Annotated in this window: 26 protein-coding genes and 4 pseudogenes; 15 read left to right on the top strand and 15 right to left on the bottom strand. The window is 64.4% G+C overall.

The annotated features are described in order from the left end of the window. Nucleotides 1-17: 17 nt before the first annotated feature. The 4 genes and pseudogenes from BLS81_RS20075 to BLS81_RS20060 all read right to left on the bottom strand — a co-directional run. Nucleotides 18-278: pseudogene (locus BLS81_RS20075) on the bottom strand (transposase); the annotation flags it as partial. A gap of 133 nt (nt 279-411) precedes the next feature. Beyond that, nucleotides 412-750: pseudogene (locus tag BLS81_RS21230) on the bottom strand (MFS transporter); the annotation flags it as partial. A 58-nt stretch (nt 751-808) separates the two neighbouring features. Then, nucleotides 809-1393, bottom strand: a complete 585-nt coding sequence (locus tag BLS81_RS20065) for a TetR/AcrR family transcriptional regulator (protein ID WP_093226553.1) — start codon at nt 1391-1393, stop codon at nt 809-811. Beyond that, nucleotides 1390-2526, bottom strand: coding sequence for an alcohol dehydrogenase catalytic domain-containing protein (locus BLS81_RS20060; protein ID WP_256326360.1), 1137 nt, complete (start codon nt 2524-2526; stop codon nt 1390-1392). The genes BLS81_RS20065 and BLS81_RS20060 overlap by 4 nt, the downstream gene beginning before the upstream one ends. Nucleotides 2527-2759: 233 nt before the next feature. On the opposite strand from BLS81_RS20060, the gene BLS81_RS20945 reads away from it, so the two are divergent. Continuing rightward, on the top strand, nt 2760-2918 hold the full coding sequence (locus BLS81_RS20945; RefSeq protein ID WP_176787282.1) for a hypothetical protein: 159 nt from the start codon (nt 2760-2762) through the stop codon (nt 2916-2918). Nucleotides 2919-2979: 61 nt separating this feature from the next. On the opposite strand, the gene BLS81_RS20055 is transcribed toward BLS81_RS20945, so the two are convergent. Then, nucleotides 2980-3915, bottom strand: a complete 936-nt coding sequence (locus tag BLS81_RS20055) for an SDR family oxidoreductase (protein ID WP_093226550.1) — start codon at nt 3913-3915, stop codon at nt 2980-2982. An 80-nt stretch (nt 3916-3995) separates the two neighbouring features. On the opposite strand from BLS81_RS20055, the gene BLS81_RS20050 reads away from it, so the two are divergent. Next, nucleotides 3996-4622 (top strand): TetR/AcrR family transcriptional regulator, encoded by a 627-nt coding sequence (locus BLS81_RS20050; RefSeq protein ID WP_256326362.1) that lies wholly within the window; start codon nt 3996-3998, stop codon nt 4620-4622. 166 nt (nt 4623-4788) lie between these two features. Here BLS81_RS20050 and BLS81_RS20045 read toward each other — a convergent pair whose 3' ends face one another. After that, a complete protein-coding gene (locus BLS81_RS20045; protein WP_093226547.1) occupies nt 4789-5634 on the bottom strand; it encodes an RMD1 family protein in 846 nt (281 codons plus the stop codon). 373 nt (nt 5635-6007) lie between these two features. Between BLS81_RS20045 and mobF the strand changes: the two genes are divergently transcribed. From mobF to BLS81_RS21315, 4 genes are read left to right on the top strand one after another with little or no spacing between them, the layout of a single operon-like run. After that, entirely contained in the window at nt 6008-6502 is a 495-nt protein-coding gene (gene mobF / locus BLS81_RS20940) for a MobF family relaxase (protein WP_176787281.1), read from the top strand. A 48-nt stretch (nt 6503-6550) separates the two neighbouring features. Continuing rightward, nucleotides 6551-7987 carry a cytochrome ubiquinol oxidase subunit I gene (locus tag BLS81_RS20035; RefSeq protein ID WP_093226546.1) on the top strand — a complete coding sequence of 479 codons (1437 nt, stop codon included), beginning with the start codon at nt 6551-6553 and terminating at the stop codon, nt 7985-7987. Beyond that, on the top strand, nt 7987-8994 hold the full coding sequence (gene cydB / locus BLS81_RS20030; RefSeq protein WP_093226544.1) for a cytochrome d ubiquinol oxidase subunit II: 1008 nt from the start codon (nt 7987-7989) through the stop codon (nt 8992-8994). The genes BLS81_RS20035 and cydB overlap by 1 nt, the downstream gene beginning before the upstream one ends. Beyond that, nucleotides 8994-9125 carry a DUF2474 family protein gene (locus BLS81_RS21315; RefSeq protein WP_143023420.1) on the top strand — a complete coding sequence of 44 codons (132 nt, stop codon included), beginning with the start codon at nt 8994-8996 and terminating at the stop codon, nt 9123-9125. The genes cydB and BLS81_RS21315 overlap by 1 nt, the downstream gene beginning before the upstream one ends. 159 nt (nt 9126-9284) lie before the next feature. Here the strand turns inward: BLS81_RS21315 and BLS81_RS20545 are convergent, their stop codons facing one another. The 3 genes from BLS81_RS20545 to BLS81_RS20020 form a co-directional block, all read right to left on the bottom strand. Continuing rightward, a complete protein-coding gene (locus BLS81_RS20545; protein WP_143023419.1) occupies nt 9285-9494 on the bottom strand; it encodes a hypothetical protein in 210 nt (69 codons plus the stop codon). A 52-nt stretch (nt 9495-9546) separates the two neighbouring features. After that, complete coding sequence (locus tag BLS81_RS20025; RefSeq protein ID WP_093226543.1) at nt 9547-10053, bottom strand: Rrf2 family transcriptional regulator; 507 nt, start codon at nt 10051-10053, stop codon at nt 9547-9549. Between the two features lie 100 nt (nt 10054-10153). After that, nucleotides 10154-10834, bottom strand: a complete 681-nt coding sequence (locus BLS81_RS20020; protein WP_093226562.1) for an alternative oxidase — start codon at nt 10832-10834, stop codon at nt 10154-10156. A gap of 162 nt (nt 10835-10996) precedes the next feature. Here BLS81_RS20020 and BLS81_RS20015 point away from each other — a divergent pair, with 162 nt between their 5' ends. Genes BLS81_RS20015 through BLS81_RS19995 form a run of 5 tightly spaced genes read left to right on the top strand, consistent with a single transcriptional unit; the run spans nt 10997 to nt 13430 of the window. After that, a complete protein-coding gene (locus BLS81_RS20015) occupies nt 10997-11374 on the top strand; it encodes a group III truncated hemoglobin (RefSeq protein WP_093226541.1) in 378 nt (125 codons plus the stop codon). 22 nt (nt 11375-11396) lie between these two features. Continuing rightward, entirely contained in the window at nt 11397-12611 is a 1215-nt protein-coding gene (gene hmpA / locus BLS81_RS20010) for an NO-inducible flavohemoprotein (protein WP_093226561.1), read from the top strand. A gap of 4 nt (nt 12612-12615) precedes the next feature. After that, nucleotides 12616-12849, top strand: coding sequence for a hypothetical protein (locus BLS81_RS20005; protein ID WP_093226539.1), 234 nt, complete (start codon nt 12616-12618; stop codon nt 12847-12849). Nucleotides 12850-12861: 12 nt separating this feature from the next. Further along, complete coding sequence (locus tag BLS81_RS20000; RefSeq protein ID WP_093226559.1) at nt 12862-13221, top strand: TehB family protein; 360 nt, start codon at nt 12862-12864, stop codon at nt 13219-13221. After that, complete coding sequence (locus BLS81_RS19995; RefSeq protein ID WP_093226538.1) at nt 13209-13430, top strand: hypothetical protein; 222 nt, start codon at nt 13209-13211, stop codon at nt 13428-13430. The genes BLS81_RS20000 and BLS81_RS19995 overlap by 13 nt, the downstream gene beginning before the upstream one ends. A gap of 224 nt (nt 13431-13654) precedes the next feature. Here BLS81_RS19995 and BLS81_RS19990 read toward each other — a convergent pair whose 3' ends face one another. After that, complete coding sequence (locus BLS81_RS19990) at nt 13655-14236, bottom strand: NADPH-dependent FMN reductase (RefSeq protein ID WP_093226536.1); 582 nt, start codon at nt 14234-14236, stop codon at nt 13655-13657. 319 nt (nt 14237-14555) lie between these two features. Between BLS81_RS19990 and BLS81_RS19985 the strand changes: the two genes are divergently transcribed. Both BLS81_RS19985 and BLS81_RS21250 read left to right on the top strand, forming a co-directional pair. Beyond that, nucleotides 14556-15839, top strand: a complete 1284-nt coding sequence (locus tag BLS81_RS19985) for a sensor histidine kinase (protein WP_093226535.1) — start codon at nt 14556-14558, stop codon at nt 15837-15839. A gap of 87 nt (nt 15840-15926) precedes the next feature. Then, nucleotides 15927-16190, top strand: a pseudogene (locus BLS81_RS21250) (acetyl-CoA hydrolase/transferase C-terminal domain-containing protein); the annotation flags it as partial. A 126-nt stretch (nt 16191-16316) separates the two neighbouring features. Here the strand turns inward: BLS81_RS21250 and BLS81_RS19980 are convergent. The 4 genes from BLS81_RS19980 to BLS81_RS19965 form a co-directional block, all read right to left on the bottom strand. Then, nucleotides 16317-17111, bottom strand: coding sequence for an NAD(P)H-dependent oxidoreductase (locus tag BLS81_RS19980; RefSeq protein WP_093226533.1), 795 nt, complete (start codon nt 17109-17111; stop codon nt 16317-16319). Between the two features lie 84 nt (nt 17112-17195). Next, the gene (locus BLS81_RS19975) at nt 17196-17675 is read right to left on the bottom strand and encodes a carboxymuconolactone decarboxylase family protein (protein WP_093226532.1); all 480 of its coding nucleotides are present in this window, start codon (nt 17673-17675) and stop codon (nt 17196-17198) included. A 460-nt stretch (nt 17676-18135) separates the two neighbouring features. After that, nucleotides 18136-18648 carry a cyclic nucleotide-binding domain-containing protein gene (locus BLS81_RS19970; protein ID WP_093226530.1) on the bottom strand — a complete coding sequence of 171 codons (513 nt, stop codon included), beginning with the start codon at nt 18646-18648 and terminating at the stop codon, nt 18136-18138. Beyond that, a complete protein-coding gene (locus BLS81_RS19965) occupies nt 18627-19601 on the bottom strand; it encodes a mechanosensitive ion channel family protein (protein ID WP_093226529.1) in 975 nt (324 codons plus the stop codon). The genes BLS81_RS19970 and BLS81_RS19965 overlap by 22 nt, the downstream gene beginning before the upstream one ends. 482 nt (nt 19602-20083) lie before the next feature. Between BLS81_RS19965 and BLS81_RS19960 the strand changes: the two genes are divergently transcribed. Next, the gene (locus BLS81_RS19960; RefSeq protein ID WP_338061605.1) at nt 20084-20770 is read left to right on the top strand and encodes a response regulator transcription factor; all 687 of its coding nucleotides are present in this window, start codon (nt 20084-20086) and stop codon (nt 20768-20770) included. A gap of 18 nt (nt 20771-20788) precedes the next feature. Next, nucleotides 20789-21238, top strand: coding sequence for a response regulator (locus BLS81_RS19955; protein ID WP_093226527.1), 450 nt, complete (start codon nt 20789-20791; stop codon nt 21236-21238). Between the two features lie 12 nt (nt 21239-21250). Here the strand turns inward: BLS81_RS19955 and BLS81_RS19950 are convergent. Beyond that, nucleotides 21251-22011 (bottom strand): annotated as a pseudogene (locus BLS81_RS19950) (IS5 family transposase). Nucleotides 22012-22088: the final 77 nt, after the last annotated feature.

Genomic DNA, 22088 nt, shown 5'->3' with positions numbered 1-22088 from the left:
CCGGTCAGGCCTCAGAGCTTTCGCGAGACGACATCCTGCAGCATCGCCTTGTCGAGGCTCAGATCAGCCACCAGCCGCTTGAGCTTGGCGTTCTCCTCCTCAAGCTGACGCAGCCGGCGCATCTCCGACGGCATCAGACCCGCGTACTTCTTGCGCCACGCATAGAACGTCGCCTCGCTGATCCCCGTTTTGCGGCACACCTCGCCGACGCTCGTCCCATCCTCCGCCTGCTTCAACACGAAGGCGATCTGCGCCTCCGAAAACTTCGACCTCTTCATCGCTCACTCCGCTTCCCTGGCCCTTCTCCATAACTGGAATTTTCCAGCTCAAAACGGCCCAAGAAACGGGCAGCAGGTCAGGATCATGCGCCGTAGCCATCCGGTGAAGGCCGCTGTCCTGCGCGGCAGCCGTCATCGCCACCGACCAGAAGATCGGATGCACGACCGCCGGCAGCACGCGAAAGGCGAGCAGCCACCCGAAGTTCGGCGCCAACGCCGAGCCGATGTTCGAGACCACGAACACCGCCAGCACCAAACACAGGCTGGTCTTGCGGTCGAGCCGTCCCACCAGCAGCACCATCGAGGGCCCTGCCAACGCGACGGTGAGCGCAAAGCCGCTCAACAGCCAGCCAGTTTGCTGGATCGACACGCCGAGCGACGCACTGATCTCCGGCAGGATGCCGATGATGCCGAGTTCGGTGGTGATGAGGGCAAAGGCCCCCAAGGCCAGGACATAGAGGATTGCGGGCATCGGGAATGTCTCTGAATGACGGAACGAGCCGTATCGGGTATCGTGCGACCGTCTCCGGTCAGGTGGCGGCGCCGAGCCCGTTCATCACCAGCACGGCGATCTTGGCCACAGCGCGTTCGTCGATCGGGCCGTCGCTCGCCAGCAGGCGGTAGTAGATCGGGCTGTACAGCGCGTCGATCGCCGCATCGGCATCGACATCCGATCGGAACTCCCCGGCTGCCTGACCGCGCCGGAACACGGCGCGTGCCGCTTCCCGTCGCGGTGCCAGGAACAGATCGTGGAACGCGCTGCGCATCGCGGGATCGCTCTGGCTGGAACCAATCATCTCCCGAACGAAGCGGCCGGTCGGCCCACGGTAGAGTTCCGCGAGCGCCTGCATCTGGGCGATCATGTCCTCTTTCGCCGAGCCGGTTTCACGAAAGGCGATCGCCGGCTCCACCATCGTTAGGAACGCCTCGACCGCGAGCACGCCGCGGCTTTCCCACCACCGATAGATGGTGGTCTTGCCGACCCCGGCCCGCGCCGCCACACCCTCGATCGACATGCGGTCGAAGCCGACTTCCTCCATCAGCGCGAACGCCGCCTGGAGGATCGCCAGCCGCGAGCTCTCGCTGCGTTTCCGCCCGGCCTTGAGCTCGGTCATGGCAGGCCACGCTGCGGTGCGATCAGATACTTCTCCCCGGTGGCGCGTCGAGAATAGGCGCGGATCACATCGAGCGACAGCGCCTCGGCCAACCCGATCTCCGCCGTATAGCGGCTCGCGAAGATCGTGCCGAGATTGTCCGCGACGCGCTGCCTGAGCCGTGCCACGTCGGTCGCGGGCAGGGTGTCGTAGAACCAACTCATCAGCCAGCCGCCGACACCCCACGACATGCCGATCGGTCCGCCCAAGACCTTGGGACCGGGATCCAGGACACCGTAGATATAAACCTGCTTGCGGGTCGGCGAGCCGTAGCGGCTGTATTGCGTGAGCTTGCGCCCGGCGACCGTCTCCATCGCGATCAGGATGTCGGACGCCATCCTGCCCCCGCCGATCGCATCGAAGGCGAGCGTCGCGCCGGTCTTCTCGAGCGCATCGACGAGCTTGTCGGCGAAGCCCGGCGCGGTGCTGTCGAGCACGTGGCGCGCACCCTGGTCGCGCAGCAGCGTCTCCTGCGTGGACGATCGGACGATGTTGACGAGCGGAATGCCGTCGGCGAGGCACAGCCGGTTGAGCATCTGCCCGAGGTTGGACGCGGCCGCCGTATGGACGAGGCCGACATGCCCCTCGCGCCGCATCGTCTCGGTCATGCCGAGCGCGGTCAGCGGATTGATGAACGCGGCGGCACCCGCGCGCGCGGTCAGGCCGTCCGGCAGGACGAGGCACCCGCCTGCCTTGACCCGCTGATATTGGGAACAAGTGCCGGTGGACGCGCGCAGCGCCACGAGGCGGCCGACCAGATGCTCGACATCGCGCCCCGCGCGAACCACCGTTCCGGCGCCTTCGTTGCCGACGGGCAGGGACCGATCCACGCGTCCGGCGATCGCGGGCAGGACCGCCCGAGGGACGGTCCCGTCCACGACGGCGTCGAAGCCCGACCCCGACGCCCGCAAAGTGGCGGGATCGGCCGGACCGAGCAGGAGCAGGACGTCGGACGGATTGATCGGCGCCGCCTCGATCCGCACGATCACCTCGTCGGCAGCGGGTTCACCGACGGTGGTACGCTCGAACGACAGCCGAAGCGCACCTGCCGCATCGATGCGCGAACGCATCTCCAGGCTTGTTAGATCGGACACGGCCACATGCCTCCAGCGATGCTGCTTCAAACGACACGGTGAATATATTACGATACGCATCGTTTCACAATAGACGTCGGCGATCTTGCTGGTCTCATACTGAGCCGGCGCAATCAGACGAACGGCGCCGCTGGCGAGCGAATTTCTCGCCACGTTCGTCACGTCGGGCGGCACGGGCTCTCCGCGTCAACCGCATCAAGTGCATACACTGGATCACCCCCCCCGTTGCGTTGTTGAACAACCAGCGAGGCTACCAGCTCCATCGTGTGGATTCGGGGCATTGGTTGGCGGACATCAAGGTGCTGGACCAAGTCGACCGGCCCGGCGGGCGATTGAAGAGCCTCGCGACCTATGTGGTGGAGCATGGTAAGCCCGGCCCGACACTATCCTGACGCGCGTTTGACGAGCGTCGCCGGTACGGATGCACAGGCCCTGGGACGTCGACAACGCTTCTTACGCGGCACGTGGCTGCGAACGGCCGTCCGGGAAGCGGACGCCGGTAAGCTCCTCGGAGACCTGCCAGAGGCGCGCCGCGACCGTCCTGTCCGTCGCCTGCGCAGGCACCTTCGCCGTCGTTGGATATCCACGCACCTCCGCGATGCCGTCCGGGCCGTAATAGGCGCCGCCCTCCGCGTCGTGCGCTGTCGCCGCGTAGAGCGTGGGCAGTGCCCCCCGATCGGCCGGCTGGAACAGGAACGGCAGAAGCGTTCTCGCAAGCCCATGAGCGCTGTGGCGCCCCGGACCGTTGTGGAGGAGGTCTGTCCGCGCGATCCCGGGATGCGTCGTGATGCTGCGGACGCCCCAGCCCATGGCGTCGCTCCGCCGCTGGAGCTCCAGCCCGAACATCAGGCAGGCGAGCTTCGACTGGCTGTAGGCTTTCATCGCAGCGTAGCCTTGGGTCGCGTTCAGGTTGTCGAAGTCGATGGCGCCTGCCCGTGCGGCGACGCTGGAGAGCGAAACGACACGTCCGCCCGCCCGCAGCAGCGGCAGCAGGTGTGCGGTCAGAGTGAAGTGGCCGAGGTGGTTGGTCCCGAACTGGAGTTCAAAACCGTCGGTGGTGACTTCACGGCGAGGCGGCACCATCACGCCGGCGTTGTTGATCAGCACGTCGACGCCCGCGTGACGTTCGGCGATCCGGGATGCGAACGCCGCTACTGAGGCGAGGTTAGCGAGGTCCAGTTCCTCGAAGGAAACGTTGGCGGGAGGAACGGCCGCACGAATCCTGCTCAAGGCTTCGGCGCCTTTGGATCCGCTCCGTCCCGCAACGACGACGGACGCACCTGCACGCGCCAGGGCGAGTGCGTCCTCGAAGCCGAGCCCGCCAGTACCGGTGACGATCACCGTTCGGCCATGCTGCGAGGGTATGTCGGCTTGTGTCCACCTTGTCATCAGCGGTCCTTCTCGGTAAATCTGCACCCGGTGTAAAACTAATAATGCACTGGGTGCAACTACATATTTGAAGGCTCTTGGTGATCGACTCTCCCAGCACCCCTCCGTTGCCGGGCACTCGCGAGCGCAAGCGTCGGGAGACGCACCGGCGGATCGCAGATGCCGGGGTATCCCTGTTCATCGAGAAGGGCTTCGACGGAACTACGGTTGAGGAGATCGCCACCGCTGCGGGCATCTCGCGCCGAACCTTCTTCCACTACTTCGATTCGAAGGATGACATCCTGCTGTCGCTGCAAAGCGACATCGGCGGGCTGTTTGCCGCCGAAATCCGCAAGGCGCCCGCGGGTGGTTCGCCCTTCATGCTTGTACGCGACGCCGCGCTGAGCGTCTGTGCATCAATTTCGCACGACGACATGCTGGCCCTGGACCGCCTGATGCGCGGCAGCGCCTCGGTGCGAGCGCGCAAGCAGGCGAGCTATCGATTGCAGGAGGAGGCACTGTTCGCAGCACTGTGCGAACGATGGCCCGAGCCCGAGCGCGAGACGAGGCTTCGGGTTCTTGCGATGATCGCTGTCGGCACGACGCGCCTCGCGTCCGAGACGTTCAACCAAGAGGGCGGAACTCGGCCGTTCGACGTAGTGCTCCGCGATGCGTTCGACGCAGTAGCCACTGAGTTCAGCGCCTTCCCGCCATCATCAGGCGCCTAGTGCGCGCTCGCGGCACGTATCTGGCGTGGCTTTCGTTAGATCATTCCATGACCGAGAATGCTGACCCAGACGCGGCCGTTCTGGACTCCTCAACGGCTTCTTGAAACTTGGCCCCTGTTCACATCCGGGGCGGCGATGACACGCCGCATGATGGATGAGGCCAGCGTTAGTGAGGCCACCGAGACGCGATCTCGTAAAGACCAATGGCCACTTCGAAAGCGATGAGTCCGATTACGGACAATTCGAGGCGCAACGAGCGTTTGTCCTGCACCAAGTCCAGCAGCCACTCGGCCGAGTCGCCGAGTATCTCGAGCTTGCGCTCGATGGTGCGCGTGCGATCGCCCAGCTCGTATTCGGCCTCGAGGCGTCCGTAAAGACGGTCGAGCTCCGGATGCTCCCAGAGCAGATCCGGCTTTTCGCCGATCCGCGCTCGTCCGACGACGCGGTGCTGGGCGGAGAGGACGCTGCCGATCTGGCGCATGATCTGGCGAATGGGCAGATGAGCGCGACCATGCTCCCGCATATCGGCAAGAAGCGGCTCGATCCGGTCGAAAGCGTCCGCGATGCGAAGCTCGTCGCGCGCGAGGACCACGGAGCGCGCTAGAACCGTGGCGGCGAGCAGCAGCCGCTCGGCAGTCGCCTCTCGCAGCCGGATGCGTCCGTCGGCGAATACCGTCTCCTCGCCGTCGTCACGGAGTTCGATACGAGCGGTCTCGATCTCAGGCGTGGCCGGCGGATCAGAGGCGTGCGGCGCGACCTGCGCCAGGATGCCCGCCTCTTCCGCAGATGTTGCGCCGACGATGACAACGGCGCCGTAGCGGAAGACGAAGGCGCCCGCGCCTTGCAGCTCAACTGTCTCGGGATCACCGAATCCGGTGAGCGCGCGCATGTCGATCCGCGTGCCCAGAAGGTGCGCGCGCATCTCGACCTGGTCACCTCTTCCGGGCAGCGGTGCAACAAGCGCCTCCGGCGCGGCCGTCGGACGCAGGGTCGGTATGTCGGTCACGAGCATATCCCCTATATCGGGCGGCTCTCGAAAGCATGGATGTTCCCTGCGATTCGCCGCAGCCACACCGCAGTCGTTCCGCCATATACCTGGAACGCGTGACCGTGACAGAGGCGACGGACGTAGGCCTTTCCGTCCGATGGCGCGAACCCGTCGTCGCGCGCTAGATGAACGAACATCCGCTTACGCCTCGTTGCCGCCGAAAGCGAACACGCGGCTCTCCACCGGAATGACCTCAAAAACAGCCGGCCAGGTATTTCGCGTCCGACAATTACTACACCGTAGAGCGATCCTCCGAATATTCGGCATGGCGCGGGGAGGGGGTCGCCGGGCTTGGCCTGGGCGGCCGGTCAATAATCTCGCGGCCGTCAAGGACACGATGGCCTGGGCGGAAAAGACCATCGCCGAAGGTCGCTGCTACGCGCGGATCAAGAACGGCAAGGCGGTCCGCACCGGCAACCTCGTCTATGCGCTGTTCCAGCACGACACCAGCCGCAAGTTGGACCCCAACGGCCACATCCACGCCGTCGTCGCGCCGGTCACACAGCGCGCCGATGGTACGTGGGTCGCGTTGGGGAACAACCAGCTCTTCACGAAGAACACCACGCTTGGCTTGATCCACGCGGCTGCGTTTCGGGGAAGGATCCAGGCGCTCGGCTACGAGACCGTCTCGACCGGCAAGCACGGCCGGTTCGAGATCGCCGGCGTCTCGCGCGAGGTGATCGAGCATTACAGCCAGCGCCGCGTCGAGATCATCGAGAAGGCCAACGAGCTGCGCATTTCGACGCCGCAGGGCATGGATAGGCTAGCCTTTCGTTTGAATGCTGCTGAACCAGTGGCTGATTGCGAGAACCCTGGTTCAATTGGAGGTTAGATGAACGGAAGGCGTTATCGCTGTCTTCGGCTGAGAATTGGGGGTGCCATGTTAGATGAACTTGATGGGGTAATGCTCGCACGAGCCCAGTTCGCGTTCACGATCACCATCCACTTTCTGTTTCCCGGGTTCACGATCGGGCTGGCGAGCTATCTGGCGGTGTTGAATTGGCTTTGGCTGCGAACCCGGCAGGCCCGGTATCTGAACCTGTTCAACTACTGGGTTAAGATCTTCGCGCTCGCCTTTGCCATGGGCGTCGTCTCCGGCATTGTCATGTCCTACGAGATCGGTACGAACTGGGCGACCTTCGCCGACAAGGCCGGTCCGGTGATCGGTCCGCCAATGGCCTACGAGGTGCTCTCGGCTTTCTTTCTGGAGGCAGGCTTCCTCGGAATCATGCTGTTCGGCCGCGATCGCGTGGGCCCCGGGCTGCACATGTTCGCCTGCGCCGCCGTTGCTGTGGGGACCTGTACGTCAGCATTCTGGATCCTTTCCGTGAATAGCTGGATGCAGACGCCGACCGGCTACACGATAGACCCGGCGACGGGCCGGTTCCTGCCGGTCAGCTTCTGGCTGACAGTGTTCAACCCATCCTTTCCCTATCGTCTGCTTCATACGGTTTGCGCTGCCTACCTTGGAACGGCGTTCGTAATTGGGGGCGTCGGGGCCTGGCACCTTCTCAAGGGCAGGGCCGATGCCGGCGCTGCCGTCCGCACGATGTTCTCGATGGCAATGTGGATGGCGGCCATCGTAGTTCCGATTCAGATCGTCATCGGCGACCAGCACGGACTGAACACCCTCGGACATCAGCCACAGAAGGTGATGGCGATGGAGGGACACTTCGAGAGCCACCCGTCGGGCGCTCCGTTGTACCTGTTCGGGGTGCCAAACGAACGTGAGCGCCGAGTGGACTATGCCGTCGCGATTCCGAAGCTGGGAAGCCTGATCCTCAAACACGATATCAACGCGCCGCTTGCCGGCCTCGACACCATACCGCGAGATCAGCAGCCGCCTGTTGCGATTGTTTTCTGGTCCTTCCGCGTGATGGTTGGCCTAGGGTTACTGATGCTGGCGTTGGGCGTCTGGGGTTTGTGGTGCCGCTGGCATCGCACGCTCTATTCGAACCGCGCGCTGCTATGGACCGCGGTGGTGATGAGTCCGGCGGGCTTGGCCGCGATCACTGCCGGCTGGATCACCACAGAGGTTGGACGCCAGCCCTATACCGTCTTCGGTCTCCTACGCACACGAGAGAGCGTCGCGCCTGTGTCTGCTGGGGCGGTCGGCGCAACCCTCATCGCCTTCATCCTGGTCTACTTCGCGGTATTCGGCGCCGGGACGCTTTACATGCTTCGCCTCATGGCGAAGTCACCACATACCGGTGAGCCAGGGCTTGAGGCGGCAACGCGCAAGCCGCTGCGGGCGGCCGGAATCACGCCGGCGCCGGCGATGGACCCGCGAACGCTCCCCAAGCCTGAGGATCTGTGATGCACCTCGATCTCACAATTGTTTGGGCGGCGATCATCGCTTCGGCAATCGCCGCCTATGTCGTCCTTGACGGGTTCGATCTCGGGCTCGGCATCCTGTTCCCACTCTATCCTGGAAAGCCAGACCGAGACGTCATCATGAACAGTGTTGCTCCCGTTTGGGACGGCAACGAAACCTGGCTGGTGCTGGGGGGCGGGGGGCTTTTCGCAGCCTTCCCGCTGGCGTTCGCGATCCTCATGCCTGCCGTCTACCTGCCTGTGTACATCATGTTGCTTGCGCTGATCTTCCGCGGCGTAGCCTTCGAATTTCGCTGGCGCTCCGAACGTCGGCGAGGTTGGTGGGACGCCTCCTTCATCTGCGGCTCGACGATCGCCGCCTTCTTTCAGGGCGTGACGCTCGGCGCGGTTCTGCAGGGCGTGAAGGTCAATGGGCGGATGTTTGGCGGTGGGCCGTTCGACTGGTGCACGGCCTTCTCGGTTCTGACCGGTCTCGCGGTTGTCGTTGGCTATGCTCTACTCGGTGCCACATGGCTCGTCATGAAGACCGACGGACCCCTTCAGGACCGCGCACGCCGGATGGCGTGGCCCTTAGCCGTTGGCACCGTGTTTTTCATCGCTGCAATCAGCCTTGCCACCCCGGCGCTTGAGCCAAGTTACCACACGCGATGGCTCTCGATGCCGAACCTCGTGTTCACGGCTCCGGTCCCGGTCGCTGTCGCGGTCGTCACTGGGCTCCTGTTCCGGTCGCTTCAGGTCCACCGGCACGAGTACCGGCCCTTTCTCTTGGCCCTCGCCCTTTTTGGGCTGACGTTTTTCGGCCTTGGTATCAGCGTCTTCCCCTACGTGGTTCCGGCCAGGATAACGATCTGGGAGGCCGCTGCCCCGCTGATGAGTCAAGCCTTCCTGCTGGCCGGCACCGCCATCTTACTTCCGATGATCCTCGCCTACACCGCCTATGCTTATTGGGTGTTCCGCGGCAAGGTCGGCGCCGACCATGGGTATCACTGATGGCGAGCTGCCCTACGTCCAAGCGGTTCGGATGGCTCGCTCGTCTCGGCTGGTTCGCCGGGCTCTGGCTGGCAAGCGTGTCCGCACTTGGTATCGTCGGTTTGCTGATCCGCATGGTGCTCCGGACGTGATGATCGCCACCACCGGGATGTCTGAGACGGTGACAAATTTGGTATCCCGTCACTCCGAGCGCTCGACGGATGCAGACAACCTCGCCGGGGGCTTACCGCGTCAATTGGATCGCGTCCCACAGCCCGTGGGCGACATAGCCGGCAGGGATGATCCAAGGGTTACCAGAGTCCGGCAAGCGCTACCGTCACGAAGCCGGTCGCGACGAGCGCTTCGGCAACGGTCTGGACGACGGAGCCGCGCTGGAGCGCGAAGCCTACGTAGATGGCGCCGATCACCGCGACCACAATTGCTGAAAGGTCCACGGATTGGCGTGCGTCGAGCACAAGGTGGAGCGGCAATGTCGCAAGGCTGAGGACGATGCCGACCACTGCGCCGCCGATATGGACATGCCCCGCATGGGCGTAGCGTGAAGCGGTTGCGTCAGGTATCGGTGGAGGTTCTTTCCGCATCGGCGACGTCGGGTTCCGCCTTCTCGGCCACCCGCTTGATCGTCTTCGCCAGGGGCTGGAAGCCGCCGAACAGCCCGCGCAGGTCGGCGCGCCGGCTGAGGACATCGGCAAGCGTGTAGCGGTCGAGCACGGCCAGGAACGCCTGGGTCGCCTCGTTGAGGATGTTGGGTAGCCCGCAGGCCGGCGCGATGATGCAGGAGCTACAATCGACGAGGTCGAAACCCTGTTCGGCGTGCCGGACGATCTCGCCGATGGTGATCGCCCTGGCGTCCCGGCCCAGCTTCAGCCCGCCATTCCGGCCGCGCACCGTCGTGAGGAATCCCGCCTGGCCGAGGTCCTGGACGACCTTCATCAGGTGGCTCTTCGATATGCCGTAGATGCTGGCGATCTCGGAGATGGACGAGAGGCTACCCTCGTCGCGCGCTCCGACATGCAGCAGCACGCGGATGGCATAGTCGGTATAGCGGGTTAGCTGCATCGGATGCTCCTAGCAGAAAGCCCGCGCCGTTTGTCGCATTTCATGCACGCGGGATGGCCCGGCGCCTGCAAGGCCATCCACGGTAGGGTGCTGGACGGGATCAAGCCGCCATGTCGAGCTGTGCGGCGTGCTCGGGGTACGGAGCGATGCCCTGCACCTGCCGGCCGCCCAGTTCGTCCGCAAAGCCGTGGTTCACGTCGCGATGGTGCGCTTCGTCCGCGCGGACCTTCAGGACGACGTCCCGCAGCGTCGCGCTCTGCGGCATTTTCCAATAGTGGCACGCGATCGCCGGGGCGGGACCGTCCGGCATCCTGCCTTCGTCGATGGCATGGAGGAAGTGGGTGTAGCTGATCACCGCTTCTTCCTCGAAATAGCCCACCACGCGGTGCGCGATACGGGGTGCGACCAGGTAGAGGCCGAAAAAGGCGCAATAGAAGCCCCACTGCACGAGCAGGATGAGCAGGCGCTCGAGGATGTTGGGCTGCGCCACCTTGATGAAGGTCATCAGGTGCATGCGTTCGTTCTCGGCTTCCTCCATCAGCGTGCGGATCCAGCCGTTGTCGTCGCACATCCGGCGCAGGCAGCGCAGATGGGTCAGGGTAGCACCGACCATGCCGGGTACCGCCGCGACGGTCTCGATCACGATCGCGCGGTGGCCATGCCGCTCGCGGAAAAAGGTGTCGGCGAAAAAACGCATCGTCTTGGTAAAGCCCAACGCCACGCGGTCGCCGAGATTCTCCGGCCGGCGGTGTTCGATGCGTACGGGAACGTGGTCGATCATCTTGTCCTCCCTTGATGCGCGGCGCGTCACCATGGCGAGTCGCATAAGGTGCATGCAAGATGATCCTTTTCTCCGGGCCGCGCAACCAAAAGATTCACTTGCGGTAGATCCTTTACTCGGAATAGATGTATTCAAGATGAATGATTGATTCGGAGCATAGCCATGGGCGGCGCCAAGCTTGAAGAATCCGAGATTCGGCCGGTGGTCGAACGCTTCTACGATCGCGTGCGCGCCGACGAGGCGCTCGGGCCGGTGTTTGGGGCAGCGGTCCATGACTGGGACGACCACCATGCGCGGCTGGCCGATTTCTGGTCGTCCGTGATGCTCACGAGCGGGCGGTACAAGGGCAACCCAGTCGCGCTGCATCTTCGCCATGCCGACGCGCTCACACCCGCCGCTTTCGCGCGGTGGCTGACCCTATGGGCCCAGACGACCGACGAGATGCTGCCGCACGCGGTCGCCCAGGCGATGCAGGCGAAGGCCGCGCGCATCGCCGAGAGCCTGCAGCTCGCCATCCAGTACCGGCGCACCGCCGCCTGACGCCATTCCCAAGGAGAAAATGATGACCCAACCCCTCAGCCCCGCAACGATCGCGGTCGTCAAGGCGACCGTGCCCGCACTTTCGGAGCATGGCACCGCCATCACGACGGCCATGTATGCGCGCCTGTTCGAGACCGACCATATCCGCGCGCTGTTCAACCAGGCCAACCAGGGCGAGAGTGGCGCGCAGGTCCACGCGCTGGCGGCGGCGATCCTGGCCTATGCGCGCAACATCGAGAATCTCGGCGCGCTGGCGCCCGCCGTCGAGCGGATCGCCTACAAGCATGTCGGCTACCACATCCTGCCCGAGCACTATCCCTATGTGGCGACGGCGCTGCTCGCCGCGATCAAGGAGGTTCTGGGCGAGTTGGCCACCGACGAGGTCATCGCCGCCTGGGGCGAGGCATATTGGTTCCTCGCGGATATCCTCAAGGCGCGCGAGGTGGTGCTGCGCGACGACATCCTGCACGCCGAGGGCGGCTGGAACGGCTGGCGCAAGTTCGTCGTTGCCGAGAAGATCCGCGAGAGCAGCGTGATCACCTCCTTCGTCCTGCGCCCTGCGGACGGCGGCCCGGTGCTGCGGCATCGCGCAGGGCAATATCTGACGTTCAAGCTGAACCCGGCGGGGCAGCCCGAGCTGAAGCGCAACTACTCGATTTCGTGCGCGCCCAACGGTGAATTCTATCGCATTTCGGTTAAGCGGGAGGAGCATGGTCAGGGCGGCTCGCGCTTCCTGCACGACGTCGTGCAGGTCGGCGACGTGCTGGAGAGCACCCCGCCGGCAGGGGACTTCTTCCTCGCGGAGACGCCGCAGCGTCCCGTTATCCTGCTGTCGGGCGGCGTCGGCCTGACGCCGATGGTGAGCATGGTGGAGGCGATCGCCGCCGATCACGATACTCTCGAGGCCCACTTCATCCACGGAACGGTCAACAGCGACACGCACGCGATGGACGCGCATGTGCGTGCGCTGGCCAAGGGGCACGGGAACATCTCCGTAGCGACATTCTACAGCGAGCCGCAGGAGAAGGACCGTCTGGGCGAGACGCACGAAGAAGAGGGCTTTATCTCGATCGACTGGCTCGCGCAGCGCACGCCGCTCCACGATGCCGACGTCTATCTGTGCGGGCCCAAGCCCTTCCTGCGGGCTTTCGTGAGCGGTTTGGCGCTCGCTGGCGTGCCGACCGAGCGGATCCACTACGAGTTCTTCGGCCCGGCCGACGAACTGATGGCAGCGTGACGGCATGATCCTCGAGGAGGAGCTCGATCGCGTACGCGTCGTCGGGGACGATGGCAGCTGGCTGATCGCGATCGAGTTTCGCCTCGTGACGGTGAAGAGCTCGCCGCGTGGCGACCGGCGGGAGATCGGCAGGCGCGCCTGGCGCCTGAGTACGGGCGAACCCCTGACGATCGTGGATCGAGACAACTTCGAGATGCCGGAGACGGGCGAACTTCTTCGGCGAGCAGACACGGAATGAAGGAGGTTGGCGATGCGTGACAGCGGCGGCACACTATCGGAACAGGAAACACGTCGGCACATCCGCAGCGCGGCTTCACGCCCGCCATCGCTGCCGTACCGGTCCTCGCCCGTGTTCACGCAGGATAGCTTGCCCAAGGCGCTACAGCAGGAGCACCGGACCAAGCGCGGCGTCTGGGCGGTCATCAACATCCTGGAGGGCCAGTTGCGATACTGCCGGATGGACGGCGGTCCGGCGGTCCTGCTGAGTCCGGCTTGCCCTGGCCTCGTGCGCCCCGATCAACCGCATTTCGTCGAACTGATCGGTCCCGTGTCGGTCCGCATCGACTTCTTCGATCATCCGCCGGTGGGAGAGGGACCATGGACTTGCTGAGCATTGCCGCCGAAACGGGATCGATCGAGGGTTGGGTCGATCTGGGCTCCACGCGCGACGCGACCCTCCTGCACGCGGCATACGAGATCGGCGCTGCGGACGCGCGCAACGGCGTCCGGGTGCGAACGAGGTCGGGCTCCAGGATCGTCGAAGCGTTGCGCCTGGTGTCCGCTCAAGGCATAGCGACGCGTCCACGGCCACCTTGGTGACCGTGTTGCTGTGGGCGAGCTGTTCGATCTGAAAGCAGGCGATCACGCGAGCGGCGGATCGATATCCCGGCCATGTGCGACCAGCTTGTCCCACGTCGCCGATGGCGGCGCCGCCGGCGGATTGTGGGGAGTGGACGACGCATAAGGCCGTCCTGTGCCATGACGGCAGTGGACATCAGGGTGGCGCCGAGAAGCATCAAGCAGATCGCGCGCATCGGGCCGGACTATGCTTCTGACCGGGCGCGGGTGAGAGAAAGCCATCCCGCGTAAGCGTCGACGATCTTCGACAGGAGTTCCCTCAGCGGCTCGTCAGTCACGACACCATCCGCACCGAACTTCTCGGGCGTGACCCTGCCCAGATAGGCCTCCGGCTGCTGGAGCATCGGCATGTCAAGAAATGCGCAGAGCTGTCGCACCTGGTGGTTGGCGCCGAAGCCGCCGATCGGGTAGGGCGAAACGCTGATGACGGCGGTCGGCTTCTCGGCCCAGACGATCTCGCCAGGGGGACGCGAGCCCACGTCGATGGCGTTCTTCAACGCTCCGGGCACCCCGCGATTGTATTCGGGAGTGCAGAAGACGACGCCGTCCATCCGGGCGATCTGCTCGCGGAAGCGGCCCCATTCGGCGGGTGGGGTGGGATCGAGATCCTCATTGTAGAGCGGCAGGTCGGCGATGTTCGCGATCTCGAAATCGATGCGGTCGCGCGCGAGCGCCGCGATGCTCTTTCCGACCTTAAGGTTGAGGCTTTCTGCACGCAGGCTGCCCACGACGATGGCGGCCGTGAGACGACGGAACTGTTGGGCCATAGAGCTTCTTCTCCTGAAAGGATGAGGGAAGGCGATCCGTCGGGAGATTGCCAAAGCCAGTGCCGACTGCAATCATGCGAAGGTCGAGGATGCCGTCGTCCGCCGCCGCTCGAACGTGCGGATCCGGAAGCCCTCCGCAGACGGATCGCCCGTTACCCGTTCGGGGATTGCGTTGTTGCTGAGGTGTAAGCAAAGCGCGGATCCGGCCACCTGACGACCGAATTTGGCCGCGGCCGGACCTAGGGAAGGCCGTGCAATTCGGATCGCGTGGAACGAGATCGTCAGGGGACGCCATCGCCTGCAGGCCGGGAGTCGAGGAGTGAGTAGTCTGTTGCCAGAGGCGCACGCCGCCGTTCTCGCGCTCGCCGACGTCTTCGAGCCCAATATCGACGACGCAAGCATCAACCTAACCTTCTCCCGGCTGCTGCGGCACATGCCGATCGCGCTGTGGGTCGTCGATTCCCGCAGCGCGGCTGCGGCCTTCGATCGGCTGAGGGCGGAAGGCGTCGAGGACATCGAGGCGTATCTGCTAGAGCATCCCGAACTGGTCGAACTCGCCTGCGACACGGTCATGGTGTCCCGTGCCAACGATGCTGCGCTGCGTCTGATCGGTCAGGACGACGAGTCCTACTATCCGCGGTCCGTCCGCCACATGTTCGAGGCGACGCCTCAGGCGGCAGTTCGTGTGATGACGGCCCACTTCAACGGTCTTCGCACCCACGTCGAGGAGCTCCGCATCAACGCGTCCGGCGGACGCGTGGTGGATGTGCTCTTCCTGGTCACCTACCCGAGGCCGCCCGAGCGGCTGGACGTCACATTCATCATCATGGTGGAGATCACCGAGAGGTTGGTGGCGGAGACGCAGCTGCGCCAGCTGCAGGCGGACCTCGCCCATGCGTCCCGGGTGTCGACCCTCGGGGAACTGGCGAGTTCTATCGCGCACGAGGTCAGGCAGCCGCTGGGAGCGATCATCCTCAACGGCAACACCAGTATCCGCTGGCTCGACAAGCCGGAGCCCAATCTCGACAAGGTGCGGCATCTGCTCGAGCGCATGGTGGAGAATGCGACCGAGGCAACGGAGATCATCGACCGCATCCAGGGTATGGCGTCGAAGCGTATTCCCATCCGGAGCCGGCTCTCTCTGAACGAGATCGTCGACGTCGCCCTCCGCTTCATCCACCAAGAGAGCATCCAGCGCAACGTCGCGATCAGACCGTCGCTAGGCGTGGACCTTCCTCAGGTCATCGGTGATCGAATCCAGCTTCAGCAGGTCGTCGTCAACCTCCTGGTCAATGCAATGCATGCCATTGATCATCGGGAAGGGGTCGGTCCGCGCCAGATCGTCGTGACGACGGAGCACGAGGTCGATGGGCTGATCACCCTTACGGTGGCGGACACCGGGCCGGGAATCGCCGAAACGCACCTCGACAACCTGTTCGATGGCTTCTTCTCGACCAAAGACGACGGGATGGGGATGGGGCTGACTATTTGCGCCAGCATCATGCGGGCACACGAAGGCGAAATCACCGCGGCCAACAGGGCGGACGGCGGGGCCGTGTTCAGCTGCAGGCTCCCGGCCGCCGGGGACGAGGCGACGGTCTGACGCGCGTTGGTCGCAGGCTTCAGCCTGCGCCGTTAACCGGACAGTCTCCGTCGGAACCCGGCGCGACGTGGAGGGCGGCCGTCAGGTCATGTGAGCCATGCCGACCACATCTCGCAGGACGTGCAGGTGCTGGTGACAGAGCAGGGGTTCGCCGATCTGCGCGGCCTGGGGCCCGCGAGCCCGCGAAGGTCATCATCTCCAACCGCGCGCACCCCGCCTCCCGGCCGGCGCTCTTCGACTACTCCAATCGGGGGCTGAAAGGATTGCTCGGCCTCCAGTCCCCCCTCGCTCCCGTCCGAGGCGTTGTCTTGGCATCAGCGGTTTATCGAGACCAGGACGATGCGCACCTGAGCCGGATAGCGTGGCGACCGGTCCGCCTGCGGGCAGACTTCAATTCGCCGCGTGCCTGCCCACCCAGCATAGATCGCAACCTTCGGGCAACCGGACGCTCCACTACTTGCAGGTTCGTCATCTGCCTCATGCCTCCGCCCCTTGCGGGCGGACCAACTCGACGAGCCGGCCCGCCCGTGACCGTGCCTGCCGGGGAGGGCGATGGCAGCACGGCGTGCTCGGAGTGGAGGGAGGTTCCAAGCGATCTAAAGATGCTCGGGTGGCGAGGTTCGCGATATCAGACCAGCCGCCAGCGCCCGTCATCCAAGGGTATAGTGCTCCCGGCGAAGATTTGGGAAAACTCGCTCGCGGGCGCACCGGTTCCGAAAACTGCATCCTGTTCGATCGTTCGGGCGCAGTCCGCCGCCACCTGCTCGGCCCGCACCGGACTGGTGATGCCTCGAGGCAGACGAACCTGAGGTCGTGGATGCCAACGGTCGACAGAACGTCGCCGAGGTATCCGGTGAGATAGTCGGGCTGGATTCTGCCGTCACCGCTCACGATCCCGCCCGCTGTCACGACCACGAGGGTCGGACGGTCCTTGAGGGGGCCGGTCTTGGCGCCGTCGATCGGGGCGGAGCTGCGTCCGTAGCGCAGTACGAAGTCGATCCACATCTTGAGCGATGCAGGCACGGTGTAATCGTGCATCGGGGTCGCGATCACGACGACCGCGGCGCCCTCGAGTTCTCGGATCAGCTCCTCGGACAGGACAAGGGCCTCCGCATCATGGGCCAAGCCGCCGACGACGGCCTCCGCGTAGCTCGAAGGGATCGTCGCGGTCGCGAGCGCCGACAGGTCCCGCACGACGAAGTCGAGCGACGGATGGTTCCGCTGCAGGTTCTCTACTGCCCGCGACGATGGATGCCATGTGCGGTGTTCCACTTCGTAGTCGGGGTCTCCTTGGTCGCCGACCGCTTACCAGGGATGGGCGCGCGGGCGGGCGGGCCGCTCACGCGGTGGGTGCGATTAGGACAGGTTTGCCTTGTCGAGGCCGAACGCCTTGTCCTGCGAGCCCGGGACGGACCGGAAGGCAATCGACCCGCGATTCCAGGCGTTGATGACCATGACCATGTAGGTCAGGTAGACGGTCTCCTCCTCGGAGAAATGGGCGCGGACGGCGTCGTAGATCTCGTCCGGGACGCCGTGGGGCGACAGCTTGGTCAGAGCTTCCGTCCACTCGAGTGCGGCGCGCTCGCGGGCGCTGAACAGGTTGGACTCGCGCCAGATCGCCAGGTGATGGAGGCGTAATTCGCGCTCCCCGTGGATCTTCGCCTGCTTGATGTGCATGTCGAGGCAGAACGCGCATCCGTTGAGCTGCGAGGCGCGGATCTCGATGAGGCTGAGCACGCTGTGCTCGACGGTGCCCTTCTGCACGGCGAATGTCAGTTCGCTTAGCTTCTGGGTCAGCGTCGGCACGAGCTTGAGGTGGTCGATTCGCTGGGTCATTCTCCGGTCTCCTTCACGTTGTTCGATAGCGCGGAGATACGGTGAGGTAATTCATACGATCAGGTAGGTGAATGTCATCCGATCGATGCCTGGAAGCGCCACATAGAGATTGACGATCTTTGCCAAGCAACCGTGGCCAAATTTGCCTGAACTGCCGCAAATATGAATGCCGACCACTTCAGCTCTGCGGACGAACTGATGGCGGTATGGCGTTGCAGGCGAGGAGGAGCTCGAGTCCGGGCGCGCGCGTCGTCAGCGACGATCGCAGCTGGTCGTCGCGATCGAGTTCCGTCCGATCGAGCATCGCTCGACCGGACGGTTTGAGGAAAATTCTCTTCGCCAGTGGCGGCTTTCGACGCGCGAGCGGCTGGAGCGTCGTCGGCGCGGACGCGTTACTGGTCAGCGCGACCGGGAAGATACTTCGCTCGGTCGTGCCGTGACTTCGGCGAGGCGGACAGCGCTAGCTGTCGAAGCTTTGCCGTTCGACTTCGGGCGCGGGCGCTCTAGCGGGGTCGAAGAACGCCCGCAGGCGGGGAAGGAAGTCGGTGAGTCCGTGTGGATTCGCCGTCCGCCGGGTGATCCTGCCGCGCTCCAGCAAGACGTCGCCGCGCTTCACCGCCGCTTCGAAGGCCTGCGCTAGGGCTGGCGAGGATTTCAGCAGCGGCTCCAGCGTATCCTTGGTGAGGATCTGCACGACTGTCCGCGTCTTCGCGACGGCGGAGACCTCCTTGCTCGCGCCGGTCACCAGCCCGATCTCGCCGATGTAATCGCCGGGTCCGATTCTGCCGCCGATCTCAAGCGCGCCGTCGCTTCCTCTCCGACTGACCTCGAGGACGCCGTCGGCCACGATGTAGAGGTTGGTATCGAAGTCGCCCTGCCGGAAAAGAGCGTCACCCGGCGCCATCTCCCGGACGGTGAACGTCCTGCTGAGACAATCGAGCTGCTCGGCGGTCAAGCTCTCGAAGAGCCGCATCGAGGATAGGGGGGGGCCCGATCCATGTGATGCGGGTCGCCGGGTCGTTCCAGCAACCCGGCCCGCAGGAGCAGCGACCTGACGTGGCACAGCGCTACGCTCTTGGCCTGTCCAAGCTGCTTCGGGCTTTCCACGAAGAAGTGCACCTTGTGTGTGCTGGTCTTCATGCCGAGGCGCACGAGATTTATCGATGGCGCGGGCTTCTCGAGGACCGCCGGCGTCAGCAGAAGCGCCTGTGCGATCAGCTCCTGGACCCGTTCGGGATCGGCCGCCGTGCTTGTGGTGATCCCGAAGGCGGCACCCCGCCGCGATGTCGGGAAGCTGCGGTTGACGATCCTGGCCTTTGCCACCGTGCTGTTCGGCACGATCGCGACATCGTCGTCGTCTGTGGAGATGCGGATCGAGCGCCAGTTGATCTGCGATACGCTGCCCTCGATGCCGTCGCCCAGACTGATGCTGTCTCCGAGGCGGAATGGCTGTTCGATACCCACCGCGATGCCCGAGAAGAGATCCGCCAGCGTGCTCTGCAGGGCGAGGCCCAGGACGACGGCGACGATGCCCGAGGTGGCGACCAGCCCGGAGAGCGGCAGCTTCAGGACGAAGTCCATCACGGCGAGCAGCGCCCCGAGATAGACGCCGGCCGACAGCAGGTCCGACATCAGGCGGCTCTGCCGGGATCTGCCGTCGTGACCCAGCGTGTATTGGACTACGAACGACAGTCCGCTCGCCGCCAGCACCCACCATAGACCGGCGATCAGTTGATCCACCGCTCCATGGCTCGTGGTAGGGTCGCCCGGGGACAGGAGCGGTGTCCGCCCTTCCAGCAGGAACGCTACGCTGAGCGCGGTGAGGAGCGCTCCGACCGCTCCTGTGCGCCACCTCGAACCGCCGCGACGGACCCACGCGGCGAGCATCGCGGCGATGCCGATGGCGACGCCGATGAGCAGGAGCATGTGCGATGGGCTCACCTCCTATACGGCCCTTGCATCGCCGTTGAGCGGGACCGACAGTGGTCGCGAGCCGGAGGATTGTGGCTCCTGACCGTTAGGGCGCTCAGGGTCGGGCGATCTGCGCGGATCTCGTCTTCGCGGCGCGTCAGGAGATGATCCGCGCCCGCGAGGCAGGCGAAGCTCTTCGGGGGGCGGGCTGCCGCATAGATGCGAGATGCGTGTCCGACCCCGACGACCCTGTCGCGCGGCGGCCCGGCGGGCAGTTCGATCCGACCCACGAGATCGTTCGCGTCTGACCCACGGAATTTGTAGGTGTTCGGCATCTTCCCGCCCATTGTTTCTGGTCCCGGAACGATACCGCATCCGCGGCGCGGCTCCTTCCCAGGAGAGGGTCGCAGCCTACTCATACGAAAGGCTATGTGCGGGCCTTCCTCCTTGGTGGCACCTGGACGCTCTGCTAGGACTAAGGCTGGAGGTCCAAGGCTTTGATCGAGGATAGTTCGCCCGCTACAGGCGTCGCGCCGAGTTTTTCGGCCGTCGATGCCGACGAACCTCTGATCGTAATCGCCGACGACAACGTCGATCAGCGCGAGGCGATGGAGGAGCTCTTCGATTCCGTGGCGATTGAGACGCTGACCTTCGCCAATGCCCGAGTTCTTCTGGACAGCCCGCTTCCCGACAGACCGGGGTGCTTCATCCTCGACGTCCGCATGCCAGGGCCTAGCGGCCTCGATCTTCAGGCGCAACTCGTCGAGAAGGGGCAGTTGATGCCTATCATCTTCGTCACCGGCCACGGCGACGTGCCGATGAGCATCCGTGCGATCAAAGCTGGGGCGTTCGACTTCAAGACGAAGCCCGTGCGCGACCAGGACCTGCTCGATGCCGCGACCACGGCCATCGAAGCTGACCGCTCTCGCCGCGCGATTCACCGCGTCGCGCAGGACAGCCTCGCGAGGTTCAGCAGCCTGTCGGCGCGGGAGCGCCAAGTACTCGAACTGATCGTCGGCGGATCCCTGAACAAGCAGATCGCTTATGAGCTCGGTGTTACCGAGGTCACGATCAAGCTGCACCGTGGGAACGTCATGAAGAAGATGGGCGTGAGGTCAATCGCGGAACTTGTCAGGATGTGGGATCACATCCCTTCGCCGTTCCGTCGGGGCGATGCCGGATAGACGTCCGTATGGCTTCACATGCGCCGGACGATCGCCGATTTGACGGTGTCCCGGTTCCCGGCTTTTGAGGAACACCGTTTGCAGCGAAGTCATCTGATTGCGGTCGTCGACGACGATGCCGGCATGTGCGATGCGATCGCCGAGTTGTTGGAGGTGCTCGAGTTCGACAGCGACCAGTTCTCCTCTGCCGAGGCCTTCCTGTCGGCGCTCGCGGAGCGCTCGTTCGACTGCCTGATCTCCGACATCCGCATGCCCGGCATGGACGGCCTCGAGCTCGGATGGCGGACCGCGATCCTGGTCCCGGAGATGCCGGTGATCTTTGTCAGTTCGATGGACAACGAACAGGTTCGCAGAAAGGCGTCTCGCCTCGGCGCGGTGGCGTTCCTGCGGAAGCCGATTGATGTCGACCAGTTGCAGCTCCAGGTGGAGCGGGCGCTTCGACGGACCCACCCGTCCACTGGTTGCTAGGGCACAGACTCATTATGCGTTGCACCAGAGGCGTACGCAGACGAGCTTGATGGCCGCTAGGAAGTTGGCTGCATCCTTATCATAGCGGGTGGCGATGCCACGGAACTGCTTGATCCTATTGAAGAACCGCTCGACGAGATTGCGTTGGCGGTAGAGGTAGGAGGAGAAGGCGAAGCGCCGCTTGCGGTTGGAACGGTTGGGAATATTGGCCCAGATGTCTTTTGCCTGCGCAGCCTTGCGGATGGCGGCGCTATCGTAACCCTTATCGCCGAGCAGAGTGGCTCCCTTGGGAGCGGCTTCGATCAACGCCTCGGCTTCCCGAGCGTCGTGGACCTGCCCACCGGTCACCCGGAGGTCGACAGGACGTCCATCAGCGTCGACAAGAGCATGGAGCTTGGTTGTAAGGCCGCCCCGGGAACGTCCCACGCCATGATCTCCGGCCCCCTTTTTTTGCCCGTCGCACCGTGTTGGTGGACGCGCATGCAGGTGGAATCGATCATCACCAACTCGCCGTTAAACCCGGCAGAGACTGCCGCCAGGAGCCGGTCCCAAACGCCAGCTTTGCGCCAGCGAACGAACCGATTGTAACAGGTTGTTGACGGCCCGTAGCGTTCTGGAATCTCCGCCCAGGGTGCGCCGGAACGGAACCGCCACAAAATGCCGTTCAGCACGCGACGATCATCAACGCGAGGCACTCCGCGTGGCTTATTTGGCAGCAATGGCCCGATGATCTGCCATTCTTTGTCCGTCAGTTCATAGCGACGCCGCGTCATACGCCCCTCCGTTTTCGAAGGGCGCCTGAATCACGCGAATGCCAGCAGCTCAACCAATTTTATGAGTTCACGCCCTA

The sequence above is a fragment of the Sphingomonas sp. NFR15 genome, from assembly GCF_900103265.1.
Classification (GTDB): Bacteria; Pseudomonadota; Alphaproteobacteria; order Sphingomonadales; family Sphingomonadaceae; genus Sphingomonas; species Sphingomonas pollutisoli.
This window is presented reverse-complemented; position numbering and strand designations above follow the sequence as displayed.

Bases quoted from the DNA above. Each gene is read 5' to 3' on its own strand.
- BLS81_RS20065 (WP_093226553.1), bottom strand. From the start codon at position 1,393: ATGACCGAGCTCAAGGCCGGGCGGAAACGCAGCGAGAGCTCGCGGCTG.
- BLS81_RS20055 (WP_093226550.1), bottom strand. From the start codon at position 3,915: ATGACAAGGTGGACACAAGCCGACATACCCTCGCAGCATGGCCGAACG.
- BLS81_RS20045 (WP_093226547.1), bottom strand. From the start codon at position 5,634: ATGCTCGTGACCGACATACCGACCCTGCGTCCGACGGCCGCGCCGGAG.
- mobF (WP_176787281.1), top strand. From the start codon at position 6,008: ATGGCCTGGGCGGAAAAGACCATCGCCGAAGGTCGCTGCTACGCGCGG.
- BLS81_RS20035 (WP_093226546.1), top strand. From the start codon at position 6,551: ATGTTAGATGAACTTGATGGGGTAATGCTCGCACGAGCCCAGTTCGCG.
- cydB (WP_093226544.1), top strand. From the start codon at position 7,987: ATGCACCTCGATCTCACAATTGTTTGGGCGGCGATCATCGCTTCGGCA.
- BLS81_RS21315 (WP_143023420.1), top strand. From the start codon at position 8,994: ATGGCGAGCTGCCCTACGTCCAAGCGGTTCGGATGGCTCGCTCGTCTC.
- BLS81_RS20025 (WP_093226543.1), bottom strand. From the start codon at position 10,053: ATGCAGCTAACCCGCTATACCGACTATGCCATCCGCGTGCTGCTGCAT.
- BLS81_RS20020 (WP_093226562.1), bottom strand. From the start codon at position 10,834: ATGATCGACCACGTTCCCGTACGCATCGAACACCGCCGGCCGGAGAAT.
- BLS81_RS20015 (WP_093226541.1), top strand. From the start codon at position 10,997: ATGGGCGGCGCCAAGCTTGAAGAATCCGAGATTCGGCCGGTGGTCGAA.
- hmpA (WP_093226561.1), top strand. From the start codon at position 11,397: ATGACCCAACCCCTCAGCCCCGCAACGATCGCGGTCGTCAAGGCGACC.
- BLS81_RS20005 (WP_093226539.1), top strand. From the start codon at position 12,616: ATGATCCTCGAGGAGGAGCTCGATCGCGTACGCGTCGTCGGGGACGAT.
- BLS81_RS20000 (WP_093226559.1), top strand. From the start codon at position 12,862: ATGCGTGACAGCGGCGGCACACTATCGGAACAGGAAACACGTCGGCAC.
- BLS81_RS19995 (WP_093226538.1), top strand. From the start codon at position 13,209: ATGGACTTGCTGAGCATTGCCGCCGAAACGGGATCGATCGAGGGTTGG.
- BLS81_RS19990 (WP_093226536.1), bottom strand. From the start codon at position 14,236: ATGGCCCAACAGTTCCGTCGTCTCACGGCCGCCATCGTCGTGGGCAGC.
- BLS81_RS19975 (WP_093226532.1), bottom strand. From the start codon at position 17,675: ATGACCCAGCGAATCGACCACCTCAAGCTCGTGCCGACGCTGACCCAG.
- BLS81_RS19970 (WP_093226530.1), bottom strand. From the start codon at position 18,648: ATGCGGCTCTTCGAGAGCTTGACCGCCGAGCAGCTCGATTGTCTCAGC.
- BLS81_RS19965 (WP_093226529.1), bottom strand. From the start codon at position 19,601: ATGCTCCTGCTCATCGGCGTCGCCATCGGCATCGCCGCGATGCTCGCC.
- BLS81_RS19955 (WP_093226527.1), top strand. From the start codon at position 20,789: ATGCGCCGGACGATCGCCGATTTGACGGTGTCCCGGTTCCCGGCTTTT.